A 12,696-nucleotide genomic window follows, 5' to 3' on the forward strand; every position below is an offset into this window, starting at 1 on the left:
ACTTGTCGAGTTCTGGGGCAGGCCTTGGGCAAGGGACTCGGAAACACGCCGTAAACCCTTCCCTGGGGGCTCTGCGCCGACATCCTGTCGTCGAAGGTTTCCGAGTCCCTTGCCCAAGCCCTTTGTACCGATTGGTGCAGTTTGCACGGCTTACGGTACTGGACCAGGATACCTCGCAGCGAGCCTTGCACTTCGTAGCAACTTTTCCCTTATCACAGCCTCGGGTTCAAGCCTTCCGCCAGTGCTCGGCGGTAGGCGCTGATGGCTGGTACCAGGCCCATCAGTGCCGCCAGGCCGAGTATGCCTGCCAGGAGGTACGCGGTCTGTGCGCTGATTGGATTAATGGCGATGAATAATCCAAATTCTGTGGCCAGCCAGGGTTGGGCGATGGCGAGGCTGGCGGTCAGCAGTAGCAGGCCGGTGGCGAGGCTGAAGATTGTGAGCAGCAGCACTTCCAGTTCGATCAGCCAGAAGAGGGTGAGGCCGCTGGCGCCGACGGTGCGCAGGATGGCCAGTTCTCGTCTTCGTTCGCCCATGGAGGCGAGGAGCATGGTCATCATGCCGGCGAGGGTGGCGAGCAGGACGAGGAAGCTGATGAGGTAGAGGAGGTTTTCCGCCACGCCCAGCAGTTGCCAGAGTTCGGTGAGGGCGACGCCCGGGATGAGAGCGGTCATGGGTTCTTCGCGGTATTGGTTGATGTCGCGCTGGAGCCCGAACACGGCCGGTCGGCTTTTGAGGCCGAGGAGTACGGCGTTGATGTTGCCGGGTACCGCCTCGGCCTGCGCTTCGCCGGCGTGTGAGTGCTCACTGTGGTCGTTGTGATCGTGGGCGTGTTCGTCCGGGGAGTGGCTGTCGTGGCTATCGTGGCCCTCATCGTTGTGCAGGGCTTCCATGGCTTTGAGGGTCATGTGCACCCGACGGTCGACGGGGGTGCCGGTGGGTTCGAGCAGGCCGACGACGGTCATGGGGTGGTCGTCATGGTGGGTAAAGCTGACGCCGGCGCTGCCGTGGGCAATGACGATGTCGTCGCCCAGCTCGTAGCCAAGTTCTTTCGCCACGGCCGCGCCCAGCACCACCTCCCGGTCGCTGCTCGCGGCAAAAGGACGGCCTTCGGCGAAGCTCAGGGGCTGGCGCTGGCCGTAGCGGTAGTGTTCAAAATAGGACCAGTGGGTAGCGAAGACGGGAAAGCCCTTGAGGGTATCGCCCAGAGCGATGGGGACAGCCCAGTCCACCATGGGGTGCTCGGCCAGCATCCGGTAGCTGTCGGGGCTCAGGCTGTTGGTGGGATTGCCCATCTGAAACACGGTCGTGAGCAGCAGGTTGGTCTGGCCCCCGCGTGGGCCGACGATCAGGTCGGTGCCGGAGAGGGTCTGCTGGAAGCTGTCCCGGGCCTGGTGGCGCAGGTGGTCGATGCCGATCAGCAGGGCGACACTCAGGCTGAGCGAGACCAGGGTGAGCAGTGCGGTGCTGCGGCGGTTCCAGAGACTGAGGCGGGCGAGTTTGAGTAACATATCAGGCCACCTCCCCGGCTACCGGGCTGGGGGTCAGCTCGCGCATGTGGAGCTGGCGGTCAAAGTGCTTGGCCAGGCTGCGGTCATGACTGACAAACACCAGGGTACAGTCGCTCGCTTCGGCCTGGGCGAGCAGCAATTGCATGAAGGCGTTGCGGGTGTCGGTATCCAGGGCCGAGCTGGGCTCGTCCGCCAGCAGGATTTCCGGGCGGGTGATCAGGGCCCGGGCGACGGCCACGCGCTGTTGCTGGCCCATGCTCAGTTGGCTGGCCGGGCGTCCGGCCAGCTCCGCCGACAGACCCAGGGCGGCGAGCAGCTCGCGGGTGCGCCGGTGAAGCTCGGGCCTTTTCTGCTCCAACCGGGCGAAGTGGGCGGCCAGTTCGATGTTGTCCTGCACGCTCAGGTAGGGAATCAGGTTAAACTGCTGGAACACAACACCGATGTGGCGGGCGCGAAAGCGGTCGCGCTGGCGGTCGGACAGGCTGGAGAGATTCTGCCCCAGCAGTTGCACCTGTCCCTTCTGAGGCAGACTGACGCCCGCCAGCAGATTGAGCAGGCTGGTTTTGCCCGAGCCCGAGGGGCCGTACAGAAAGACGCGCTCGCCGCGCGCCAGAGTCAACCGGGGAATATCGAGCAGGGGCCCGCCGCCGCTTGACCAGGAAAACTGCAGGTCGCTCAGCTCGATTGCGGGTGAGGATGCGGTGTTGGTGTTGTCTGTGTGCATAAGTGCCAATTTATAGATGTTGTTGGAGTCGACTGGAAATGCCCTGGAAAATTGTATCGGTTGTGCTATTCAGCCTCAGTCTTGTGTGGACCACAAGTGCGGGCGCGGATTCCCCGCTCACCATTGAGTGGACGGATCTGATGTCCGAGGAGGATCTGCGCCTGCTTGAAACCATGCCCGTCACGGATCACGGCGACATGAGCGACGAGGAGCTGGCCCAGGACCCGCCCTCCCGGGGCCTGCGCGCCGGGAATCGCGACCTGGCGGGCGATGTCGAAAATGCCATTGCTCAGGCCATGAAGGAGCGCACCTGGGAGGATGCTCTGGAATCCACCCAGACCCGGCCGGAATTCGATGACACCGAGGTTCGGCTCGCCGGCTTTGTGGTGCCGCTGGAGTTCGATGACGAAATGAACATCAGCGAGTTCTTCCTGGTGCCCTACTTCGGCGCCTGTATTCATGTGCCGCCCCCGCCGCCCAACCAGATCATTTTTGTGCGTTACCCGGAGGGGTTGCAGCTGGATGAATTGTATACGCCCTATTGGGTGACCGGCACGCTCAACATTGAAACCGTGGAAAATGAGACGGCGTTGGCGGTTTATTCCATGGATGCCGGGGAGATTGTGGAGTATGAGGAGTAGCGACCCGGGTTTGCGGTGGGCGGAGCCCACCCAACGCGAGTTGTAGCGACCCGTGGTGGGTGGTGGGCGGAGCCCACCCTACGGGTTAGCGGCCTATGTAGGGTGGGCTCCGCCCACCTTTCCCAACCGGGTCAGGCATTGACCACCAAGGCCCGCAACTCCTGTTCTATTTGTTCCGCCTCAATGGGCGCCGGGTCGATCAACTCGATCCGGCTGTCGGGGGTTTCATCCAGCTCGTTGACGGTGACCACCTGCTCGCTGATATTGAAGCTGAAAATGCCCTCATCGGTGATCATCACCGCCTTGACCCGCTCCGCGGTCACGCCATTGAGCCAGTTGAACAGGCCATTGAAGTCAAACTCCCAGTCAGGGGTGAACACCCAGCCGCTGCTGTAATAGTCCTGCCCCCGATTCTCCCGGCGCACCATCGGCTCCCCCTCCGGCAGCGCCATCAGCTGCGCCACGGGCGGCGCCTGCAGACGCGGCTCACGATGAAAGTGACGATCGTGCAGCGGGCGTTCAAGGCGCGGGTAATCCAGCCAGGCCGGGTCAATCTGACCCTGCTCTACTCGCTCCACCCGGGCCTTGGGCGGCTCGGCGTCTGCCTCCAGCCGGGCAAAACGCTGCCAGTCTTCCGGCGCGCAGAGGTCAGCCTTGTTGGCGATGAGCACATCGGCCACGGCGATCTGGTCGCGAAAGTTGGTGTTTTCGGTGTAACGTTCGTCCGCCAGCTTGCGCGGGTCGATCAGAGTGACGGTGGCGCGCAGGTCCAGCACCGCCTGGTAAAAAGGCCCTGTAAGCGTATCGATGATCTGGGCGGGATGACCCAGGCCGGTGGGTTCGATCAGCAACCGGTCCGGGCGCTCGCGCCCCAGCAGCTGGTTCAGCGCCACGGTCATGGGCAGCCCCGCCACGCAACAGATGCAGCCGCCGGGCACTTCGCGCACCCGGGCGCCACCGTCACGGAGCAGCGCCCCGTCGATGCCGACTTCACCGAATTCGTTGACCAGTACCGCCCAGGTTTCGTCTTTGGGTTTGGTGCGCAGCAGGTGCTGGATGGCGGTGGTTTTACCCACCCCCAGAAAGCCGGTCAGGATATTGGTCGGGACGCTTTTGGGGGTACTGTTGGATGATTCACTCACGGCCGGTCAGACTCCATTCGGGATACGGACCCGGCAGTGTACGCCAATCCCCATTACCGGCAAGTGGACGATTCACCGAAAACGCTGGATTGGCTACTGGTAGACGATATCGCTGTAATCCGGCGCCAGTTGGGCCAACAGGCGGTTCTGCGCGGCGACCGGAACCTCCTGAGCTTCCATGGCCTCGATCAAGAGCTCGACGATGGTATTGAACTCGGTGTCGGTGTAGTTGTGGCCCGCGTGGACCACCTGCATGGACTCGCCGGTGTACTCGCAGGGGCCGTTGCTGACGCTGCAGATATAGGTTTCCAGCCCCTGCTGGAAGCGGGCGATGTCGACATTGTGGAACCGCTCCACTACCCGCTCGTCATCGGCGATGCGCACGATCATATCGTAGACGATGGCCTCGACGCCCGACTCGCCCCCAAGCTGCTGATAGAGGTTGGGCTTGCTCTCGGACGCGGAATTGAGCGTGCCGCAGCCAGCCAGGAGCAGTGTGCCCAGGGCCAACAGTCGGGTCAGATTTCTGGATAGCGTCATCGATTAAAAACTCCCCTGCAGCGAAAGGTACCAGCCGCGCTGGTCGGGAAAGGTGGCGACTTCACCCAGGTCGACATAGGCGCCCACCAGCGACAGCTGTTTGTTGGGAAACCAGGCGACAAAGGCGGTATGCCAATCGTCTTCTGAAATGAACGAGAGGTTGTCCGGCTTCTGCCGGTACTCGGCGCCCAGCAACCAGTGCCGATTGAGAAACACCCCGACAGAGGCTTCGCCCATCAGCTCGGCGCTGTCGTTCAGGTCGCCCCCGAAGCCCACCAGCCCGAGCTGATTGGCCTTGGTGGAGCGGAGGGTGGCATTGAGCAGCAGATTGCGCCCGGCCGCCCCGGCCAGCACCAGTTTGGTGGCGCTCACGTAAACGTCGGTGCCGGAGTCGTCCTTCGCGCCAGCGGCCGAAGGAACGAAGAAGTCGTGATTCTTTTTGTGCTGCACGCCCAGGCTGACCTGGGGCCAGGGCGTGTAGATCAGATCCCCCAACAACCGGACCTTGGCGCCGATGACGCTCTGGCGGATGCTGTCTTGCCCCACACCCAGCCGATTGGATAGCGGTTGATGGGACAGCCGCTGTTCGGTCAGGGAGACTTCCAGCCGGTTGCGCCAGCTCCAACTGCCGCCCGCGACGCTCAGCCGATACTCAGGGGTGTGCACATGGCTGGCAAAGGCGGCGCCGCCCTGCTCCTCACGGGTACCGTAACCGGAGAGTACCGCCATGGGTACGATACCGCCGCCCGCCGAGCCCTCCAGGGTACTGACACCACCGGTGGCCAGCAGTTGGCTGCGCCCGGTGTCGGCACTGGCGCCCGGGCTCAGCCCCATCGCTACCAGCATCCACGCCAGGGCGCAGGTCGCAGTCGTCAGTCTCATCGTGCGTGTGCCTTCATCCGGTGGTTGTCGTTGAGCCATTCGAGAAACTCCGCCAGGGGGACGGGCCGGCTGTAGTAAAAGCCCTGCACCCGGTCGCAGCCATAGGCCTCCAGCAGCGCCTCAATGGCCTGGCTCTCCACCCCCTCCGCCGTGATCTGCAGGCCCAGGGTATGTCCCAGTTCGATGGTGGAGCGGACGATCAGCTGGTCGTCCTCGCTCCGGTCCAGATTCAGAATAAAGGACTTGTCGATTTTGAGCTCGGAGACCGGCAGTTTTTTCAGTTGCGACAGGGAGGAGTAGCCGGTCCCGAAATCATCAATGGAAAGACTGAGGCCCAACTCGCGCAGTCGCTCCAGGTTGTTCAGGCTCTTGTCCGCCTCGCGCATGATCGCGCTTTCGGTGATTTCCAGGCACAGGCGCCCGGCGCTCATGCCCGCCTCCCGCAGGCATTGGTCAATGTAGTCGGGCAGGTCGTCATCCAGCAGATCGAGCGCCGAGAGGTTCACCGCCAGGCTGGTATCGTCGGGCCAGGGGGCGGCGTCCTTGATGGCGGCTTTCAGTACCCAGCGGGTCAGCAGCCCGATCTGGCCGGTGCTTTCGGCCACGGCCACAAACTCCTCCGGATTGATGGAGCCCAGTTCCGGATGATGCCAGCGCACCAGTGCCTCGGCCCCGCGGTGGCCGCTCCCATCCAGCCAGAGTTTGGGCTGATAGTTGAGGCTGATCTGATCTTCTTCCAGGGCCTGCCTGAATTCGCCAAAGAGGGCCAGGCGGCGCAGATGGCGCTCGTCCCAGCCGGCCTGGTAGACGGTAATGCGCTGCTGCGACAGACGGGCCTGACCCAGTGCCAGATTGGCCCGGCGCAGCAGCGTCTCGGGCTCGGCGCCGTGGTCCGGGTAGACGACCAGCCCGATATTCAGATCCACCCCCAGGTTCAGATCCTCCAGATGGATGTCGTCGGCGAAACGGGCCAGCAGCGTTTCGGCGGCCGACACGGCGCGCTCGGTATCCGCCTCCCAGAGCACCAGGGCAAATTCATCGCTGCCCAGGCGGGCGGCAATATCGTCGGTATCGGTCTCGGCCGCCAGCCGGCGGGCCACTTCCGCCAGCACCTGATCGCCGATCTCGGGACTGAGAGCGTCGTTGACCCGGGTAAAGTTGTCGACATCGATCACCAGCAGGGCAAAGCGGCTCTCGGTCCACTTGGCGCGCTCGATCACCGACTCCATCTCGGGAAACAGTTGGCTGCGATTGACCAATCCGGTCAGGCGATCGTGCTGGGCCTGGTAAAGAATCTGCTGCTCGCGCTCGGAGATGGCGGTCTGCATTTTGGTGAAGCCCTGGGCCAGCTCCCCCAGCTCGTCGCGGGAGGTGACCGGTACCTGGGTGTCGTAGTAGCCGCTCGCCATGCGCCGGGCCACATCCGCCAGCGCCCGCACCGGTCGGGTGACGCTGCGCGCCAGCAGAAAGGCCAGCGCCGCCGCCAGCAATGAGAAACCGAACACGACCCACAGCAGCTGGCCATTGAGCCGGTCAAACGGTGCCATCACCTGCTCCAGCGGGACCTGCAGCACCGCCGCCATGGAGGTTGGCTCCTGGGCCACGGGCAGCAACAGGGTCATGGTGTCATCGGAGGTGACCACCTGCTCCGGCGCGGGTTGCTGCTCGCGCAACTTCTGCAGCAGCGGCTCCCGGGCCTCCTCGGCCAGAGTGCCGCTCAGATAGCGTTCATCGCCAGCGTCCAGACTGACAAACGAGATATCCAGCCCGGTCAGACGCTTTAGGTCGCGGGTGAGCTGGTTGTCGATTTCAAACCCCAGGCCCGCCACGCCGATGGGCTCGGGGGCGCGCACGGCGGAGACCACAAACTGATAGGGCCGGCCATCGATCATCAGGGAGCTGTGGGCACTGGCGCGACCGGAAACATCGGTGCGGCGCGCCAGGTGCTCGCGGCTCTCGGGCGCCAGCGCGTGGGTGCTGGCCACCAGTTCGCCGTCGAGGTTGGTCACCAGCGCAATATCGGCCTCGATGCGCGCGGCGTGATTCTCCAGCGCCGAGCGCAGGGTGCCCTCATCGGCCAGGGCCACGGCCTCCTTGAAGCCGAAGTCATCGGTCAGGACCTGCACCGAGAGCGACAGCTGTTCGGCCCGCGCCTGCATCAGCTGGGCAAACACCTCGCCGCCGCGCAGCAGCTCGCGGCGGGCGTTGTCGGCTACGCTGTCGCGCACCACCAGACGGGTGGTGGCATAGGAGGCGAGCTCCACCAGTACCACCAGGCCCAGCAGGGAGAGCAACACCTTGGCGAGATAGCTACGGCGCATCAGTACAACGCATCGGTGAGTGGGCTCCAGTCAATCAAGATTCGGTTCTCATCAGAGGGCCTTTATCCGTCAGCGGTCGAACAGGCGCTGCAAGTCCGACTCGGGCTCGCGCGCCCGGGGGTCGGGCCCCAGCGCTTCCAGTTCGATGGTTTCGTTCAGGGTGTCATCGGCCGCGAGGCTGATACGTTGAACCAGTGGCTCCGCCAGACGGGGGTGTTGAATCTGCAGGTCGTAGTCGCCGGCGGGAATATCGGCCAACACGGCTCGACCGTCTGAATCGGACACGTCGTACCACTGGCTGTCGACCACATAAATGTAGCCCAGCATGGCATCGTGGATATTACAGCCCAGCGAGACCTTGCCCGCCTGATCAAACAGGACCGGCTCCGCGGTACTGCCGTGGTAGAGGCGCAACTCGAAGCGCTTGGCCGGCGAAAAGGAGTAGACGTGATGGCGGATATCATCGCTGTTGGGGAAGCGCACCAGGGTATTGGTGCGCACCGCCAGCACGTAGGGGGCAAACTGCCGGTCGCGCTGGTCCATGACCGCCTCGGGCCGGTCGCTGTCATCAGCCTCTGATAGCAGGGCGGCGACCGCATGCTCGAGCGCCTGGCCCTCCGGCCCCCGGACTTCAACCGTCAGCTCGGCGGCCAGACTCAGGGCGGGCAACAGCAACCCCAGGGCGCAAAGACCCGCTTTGATCGGGAACATGGACGACCTCATTGTCGCGAAATTTCTCACCGAGACTATTTTGGTGCCGGTGAAGCCTCTTATTTGGTGTCGGCAAAGCCTTGTCGATGGCGCATGAATCACTATTCTAGCCTATTTGACACTGATTGCGACCCGCTGCTTTGGCCGAATAGAGTGCCTGGTCGGCCCGCCCGAATACCTGATCCGCGCTGTCCCCCTCCCGGAACTCGGAAATGCCGATCGAGACGGTGATGGTCAGCGGCTCCTTGCGATAGTGGAAGGCGGTATCGGCCAGGGCGGTGCGCACATCATCCAGCACGCCCAGGGCACTGGCAGCACTGGTGTCGGGCATCAGCAGTACGAACTCCTCGCCGCCATAGCGGCCGAAAAAGTCCACTTCGCGCAGGCGGCGACCGATCGCCCGGGTAATGACCTTGAGCACCCGGTCACCGGCCAGGTGCCCGAACCGGTCGTTGATACGCTTGAAGTTGTCGACATCGCACACCGCCAGCGTCAGGGGGTGGCCGTAGCGCTGCCAGCGCGCCACTTCCAGCGCCAGGCGCTCTTCGTAGGCTTCCCGGTTGGGCAGCTGTGTCAGAGGGTCGTGCAGGGCCTTGTGCCGATGCTGGCTCAGACTGGCGCGATTCTCTTCGGCCTCCTTCTCCATGGTCTGCACCCGATTGACCAGCTGCTCCAGTTGTTCGGTCAGTGGTGTGCTCTGCGCTTCGCTCTGCTGATACTGGGTGAGGGTGTTGCGGATCTGACCCAGCTGGCTGGACACCCGGGATTTGAGCTCCTGCAGGTCCCCGGCCTCGTCGACACTGCCCGCCAGTGACTGGCAGCGTTCGGTCAGATCATCATGCAGGGTGCGACTGGCGCGGGTACGGTCGGCTTCGGTATTGACGGCGCCGGTGACAATCCGGGAAATGTCCGCCAATTCGTTGTTGACGGAGTTCAGGTAGCTGGCGAACACGCGGTTGGCCGCGAGCCAGGCGTGCATGATCAGGTCGCGGACCTCCTCCAGAAAGGCGGGCAGCTCATCCTGCTTCAGGCCACGATGAAGCCGCTCCTGCAATCCGGCCAGGCTGGAGGTCTCCAGGTATTCGGTGTTAATGGCGCCCAGGAGGCTTTCGAGGGACTGGTTGACGTCGCTCTGCAGGGCCGCCCCGGCCCCCGATTCCTGACTCTCGCCGCGCCAGCGCCCCAGCAGGCCGGGCCGCTTCTCGCGCGTCTGCTCGATCACCTGGTGCTGCAGCTGCGCCAGCTGGTGCAACAGGGCGGGAAACAGGCTGAATTTCTGGCTGCGCATGGGGAGCCGGTTGAGGTAGTGGCTCAGCTCCTTCTTCGTCTCCCGGGGCGGCCCCAGGCTCTGCAGCTGATTCACCAGGGTGGTGATGGCCTCGACAATCTCGGCGTTGGCCTGCTCCCGGTGCTGCTCAGACTCGTGAACCCGTTCGTTCAACTGGTCGGTAAGCTCGGTCAACCGCTCCATACCGGCGTCGCTGCGCAGGGCCCGGCGCAGCTCATCGAGCACTTCATCCAGCTGTGCGTCCTGGCCGTCGGCGACGATACTCAGCTGGACGATCGCGCGCCGCAGTCGTTGATACTGCTCTTCGCTGCTGCGCTCCAGGGCCTCCTGGACGTCCAGCGCATTGAGGTATTTCTCTCGCCAGGTATCGCTGTCTTCTGGCAGTCGGTTGGTCATAAACGCTTCCAATCAATTCGGGTATGGCGCAACAGACCTCAGTATAGCCCTTAGTGCCGGTTTCGGTAGCCTCTTATGGCTGTCGTCGGAATTTTCATTGGCCACAAAAAAACGCCCGCTTGGGAAGCGGGCGTTCGGGTGATACGACAGGCGTGTACGGCGCGATCAGAGCTCGTCGGCGCGGATCTGCTCGACCAGGTAATCGACCACCCGCAGCATGTTGCTGTGGCTGCCGGTCATACGCGAGCTGACCCGGTACTGACCGTCCACCACCATTTCGGGCGTGCCGGTGATCTTGTAGCCACGCACCTTCGAGTCGGCCTGGCGCACCTGGCTGGTCACGCCAAAGGAGTTGAAGGTCTTGAGCGCCTTTTCCTTGTCAGCGCCGTAGCTGGCGAGGAAATCGGCCCACTGCTCGGCGCTGCGGAACTGCTTGCCTTCCTGATGCAGCGCGGTGAACACCGGCATGTGCACTTCGTCCAGCAGGTTCAGCGCCTTGGCGGTGTAGAAGCCGCGGGCGTAGACTTCCATGGCGTTGTTCCACATGGCGGGCACCTGCACCACTTCCACATCGTCCTTCTGCTCTTTTTTCCAGGCGCGAATCAGCGGCTCGAAGTTGAAGCAGTGGCCGCAGGTATAGGCAAACACCTCCACCACCTCGATTTTATCGGGAGCGCTGGTGGGCACGGGCTCGGCCAGCTTTTCGTAGTGTTCCCCTTCCTCAAAACTCTGGCTCGGGGCCTCTTCCTGGGCCACTGAGGCCAGTGACAGACTCAGAGCGAGGGCTCCTAACAAAATGCGCATAGCGTTCTCCAGTTATTCGCGGTTATTCGATAAACGGTTGAGTGACTAAGAGCCACTCGGGAGCCGGTTAGTTCCTGCGGCCGCTGAGACTACCACCGTGCTGTCATTAGAAACCAGCGATCAGTTATCAGTCAGGCCCCCGATGTAATTGGCCACGGCTTCGATTTCGGCATCGCTCAGATGCTTGGCCGACAGGCGCATGGTCATCTGCTCGCCATCATTGGTCCGGTCGCCGGCGCGGAAAGCACGCAGCTGAGAGGCAATGTACTCGGGATACTGCCCGCCCAGTCGGGGGTAACCGGCCGGCTCATTGCCTCCGCCGGCGGGCCCATGACAGGCGGCACAGGCGGGAACGCCGGTTTCGATGTCGCCAGCCCGGTAGATTTTTTCGCCCAAAGCCAGAGCATCGACTTTCTCCCCGGAGTTGACCTGCACCTGCAGCTCGCTCGCACCAGTCAACTGGAGGGTCTGCTCGTCGTAATAAGCGGCGATATCCTGCAGATCCTGGTCGCTGAGGTTGCGCAGCATGCCGGTCATCTGCGGCACGGCGCGTCCGGTGCTGGCCTTGGCATCGCCCTCGGCCTGGTCCCAGGCCTGGATATCCCGCAGCTGCTTGAGCAGGTAGGGCTCACCCAGGTCGGCAATTTTGGGGAAGCTCGGCGCCGGGCTGTTGCCATCGCTGCCGTGACAGGCGGCACACATGCTCACCTTGTCGGCACCCGCTTCGGGATCGCCTGCGGCGCCGGCGGTAGGAATCAACACCAGCGCGCCGAGCGCCAGAAGCAAATGCTGTACTGAATATTTCATTGGCTAACCTGTAAAATCGATTATTGTTTGGCCCGGGACGGATTCGGGCTACAATCTCCAGCGCCTGCGGTCCTCCGGGGCGCACGCTATGCGCCGGGAGCCCGTACAGGCACCGCGCATTATATGGGATAACACAGGCTTTTGCAGGGTTTTATGACCACAGACATCAATTTTCGTGGCGCCAGTTTCGACCAGAGCGCCCCGAGCATTCGCGAGTGCCCGCCCGAAAGCGGGACCGAAGTGGCCTTTGCCGGGCGCTCCAATGCGGGCAAATCCAGCGCCATCAACGCGCTGACGCACAACTCCAAGCTGGCCCGCACCAGTAAGACTCCGGGTCGCACCCAGCTGATCAACTTCTTTCGCCTGAGCGAGCACCAGCGCCTGGTGGACCTGCCCGGTTACGGGTACGCCAAGGTGGGCCGGGAGATGAAGGAGCAGTGGCAGCGCAATCTGTCCGAGTACCTGCAGCAGCGCGAGTGCCTGCAGGGCATGGTGCTGATGATGGATATTCGCCACCCCCTGCAGGAGTTCGACACCACCATGATCAACTGGGCGGTGGAGGTGGAGATGCCGGTGCACATCCTGCTGACCAAGGCGGACAAGCTCAAGCGCGGCCCCGCCACCAACACCCTGATGGCGGTGCGCAAGCAGATGCAGGAGGCCGGCGTGGACGATCTGGTCACGGCCCAGTGTTTTTCGTCGCTCAAGCGCACAGGGGTGGATGAATTGAAGGCGAAGTTGACTGAGTGGTTGACGTTGGAGCCGGAAGAGCCGGAGGCGGCTGAAGCCGAATAGGCATAAAAAAACCGGTGGTCAAGATGACCACCGGGTTCAAGTACTGACACCCTTGGGGTGGCGTCAGTTAACGGAGGAAAGACTGCAATATGAACACGTCTTGCTCACTCTGACGCAACCCCGCTCACTAAGTT

The 12,696-nt window shown here is 63.1% G+C and carries 12 protein-coding genes; 2 read left to right on the plus strand and 10 right to left on the minus strand.

Features of this window, described 5'->3' with window-relative positions; all coding sequences use genetic code 11:
• Positions 1–212 precede the first annotated feature (212 nt).
• Complete coding sequence (locus AAE484_RS02405) at positions 213–1,511, minus strand: ABC transporter permease (protein WP_341936732.1); 1,299 nt, start codon at positions 1,509–1,511, stop codon at positions 213–215.
• 1 nt (position 1,512) lies between these two features.
• Positions 1,513–2,235, minus strand: a complete 723-nt coding sequence (locus AAE484_RS02410) for an ABC transporter ATP-binding protein (protein ID WP_341936733.1) — start codon at positions 2,233–2,235, stop codon at positions 1,513–1,515.
• Between the two features lie 38 nt (positions 2,236–2,273).
• On the opposite strand from AAE484_RS02410, the gene AAE484_RS02415 reads away from it, so the two are divergent.
• Positions 2,274–2,876 carry a DUF3299 domain-containing protein gene (locus tag AAE484_RS02415; RefSeq protein WP_341936734.1) on the plus strand — a complete coding sequence of 201 codons (603 nt, stop codon included), beginning with the start codon at positions 2,274–2,276 and terminating at the stop codon, positions 2,874–2,876.
• 131 nt (positions 2,877–3,007) lie between these two features.
• Here AAE484_RS02415 and AAE484_RS02420 read toward each other — a convergent pair whose 3' ends face one another.
• The 8 genes from AAE484_RS02420 to AAE484_RS02455 form a co-directional block, all read right to left on the minus strand.
• The gene (locus tag AAE484_RS02420) at positions 3,008–4,018 is read right to left on the minus strand and encodes a CobW family GTP-binding protein (RefSeq protein ID WP_341936735.1); all 1,011 of its coding nucleotides are present in this window, start codon (positions 4,016–4,018) and stop codon (positions 3,008–3,010) included.
• A gap of 93 nt (positions 4,019–4,111) precedes the next feature.
• Positions 4,112–4,558: a group I truncated hemoglobin gene (locus AAE484_RS02425; protein WP_341936736.1), complete on the minus strand. Its 447-nt coding sequence runs from the start codon at positions 4,556–4,558 to the stop codon at positions 4,112–4,114.
• 3 nt (positions 4,559–4,561) lie between these two features.
• Positions 4,562–5,440, minus strand: a complete 879-nt coding sequence (locus tag AAE484_RS02430) for a DUF3034 family protein (protein ID WP_341936737.1) — start codon at positions 5,438–5,440, stop codon at positions 4,562–4,564.
• Positions 5,437–7,761, minus strand: a complete 2,325-nt coding sequence (locus AAE484_RS02435; protein ID WP_341936738.1) for a putative bifunctional diguanylate cyclase/phosphodiesterase — start codon at positions 7,759–7,761, stop codon at positions 5,437–5,439. Before AAE484_RS02435 ends, AAE484_RS02430 begins: the two co-directional genes overlap by 4 nt.
• Positions 7,762–7,830: 69 nt before the next feature.
• Positions 7,831–8,472, minus strand: coding sequence for a methylamine utilization protein (locus AAE484_RS02440; RefSeq protein ID WP_341936739.1), 642 nt, complete (start codon positions 8,470–8,472; stop codon positions 7,831–7,833).
• Between the two features lie 106 nt (positions 8,473–8,578).
• Positions 8,579–10,156, minus strand: coding sequence for a GGDEF domain-containing protein (locus tag AAE484_RS02445; RefSeq protein WP_341936740.1), 1,578 nt, complete (start codon positions 10,154–10,156; stop codon positions 8,579–8,581).
• Positions 10,157–10,321: 165 nt separating this feature from the next.
• Positions 10,322–10,960: a thiol:disulfide interchange protein DsbA/DsbL gene (locus tag AAE484_RS02450; protein WP_341936741.1), complete on the minus strand. Its 639-nt coding sequence runs from the start codon at positions 10,958–10,960 to the stop codon at positions 10,322–10,324.
• Positions 10,961–11,080: 120 nt separating this feature from the next.
• The gene (locus tag AAE484_RS02455) at positions 11,081–11,767 is read right to left on the minus strand and encodes a c-type cytochrome (protein ID WP_341936742.1); all 687 of its coding nucleotides are present in this window, start codon (positions 11,765–11,767) and stop codon (positions 11,081–11,083) included.
• 153 nt (positions 11,768–11,920) lie between these two features.
• On the opposite strand from AAE484_RS02455, the gene yihA reads away from it, so the two are divergent.
• A complete protein-coding gene (gene yihA, locus AAE484_RS02460; RefSeq protein WP_341936743.1) occupies positions 11,921–12,562 on the plus strand; it encodes a ribosome biogenesis GTP-binding protein YihA/YsxC in 642 nt (213 codons plus the stop codon).
• Positions 12,563–12,696 lie beyond the last annotated feature (134 nt).

The sequence above is a fragment of the Marinimicrobium sp. C2-29 genome, assembly GCF_038419845.1.
Lineage (GTDB): Bacteria > Pseudomonadota > Gammaproteobacteria > Pseudomonadales > Cellvibrionaceae > Marinimicrobium.

Coding starts and splice junctions, on each gene's coding strand:
- AAE484_RS02405 (WP_341936732.1), bottom strand. CDS start 1,511: ATGTTACTCAAACTCGCCCGCCTCAGTCTCTGGAACCGCCGCAGCACC.
- AAE484_RS02410 (WP_341936733.1), bottom strand. CDS start 2,235: ATGCACACAGACAACACCAACACCGCATCCTCACCCGCAATCGAGCTG.
- AAE484_RS02415 (WP_341936734.1), top strand. CDS start 2,274: ATGCCCTGGAAAATTGTATCGGTTGTGCTATTCAGCCTCAGTCTTGTG.
- AAE484_RS02425 (WP_341936736.1), bottom strand. CDS start 4,558: ATGACGCTATCCAGAAATCTGACCCGACTGTTGGCCCTGGGCACACTG.
- AAE484_RS02430 (WP_341936737.1), bottom strand. CDS start 5,440: ATGAGACTGACGACTGCGACCTGCGCCCTGGCGTGGATGCTGGTAGCG.
- AAE484_RS02435 (WP_341936738.1), bottom strand. CDS start 7,761: ATGCGCCGTAGCTATCTCGCCAAGGTGTTGCTCTCCCTGCTGGGCCTG.
- AAE484_RS02440 (WP_341936739.1), bottom strand. CDS start 8,472: ATGTTCCCGATCAAAGCGGGTCTTTGCGCCCTGGGGTTGCTGTTGCCC.
- AAE484_RS02445 (WP_341936740.1), bottom strand. CDS start 10,156: ATGACCAACCGACTGCCAGAAGACAGCGATACCTGGCGAGAGAAATAC.
- AAE484_RS02450 (WP_341936741.1), bottom strand. CDS start 10,960: ATGCGCATTTTGTTAGGAGCCCTCGCTCTGAGTCTGTCACTGGCCTCA.
- AAE484_RS02455 (WP_341936742.1), bottom strand. CDS start 11,767: ATGAAATATTCAGTACAGCATTTGCTTCTGGCGCTCGGCGCGCTGGTG.
- yihA (WP_341936743.1), top strand. CDS start 11,921: ATGACCACAGACATCAATTTTCGTGGCGCCAGTTTCGACCAGAGCGCC.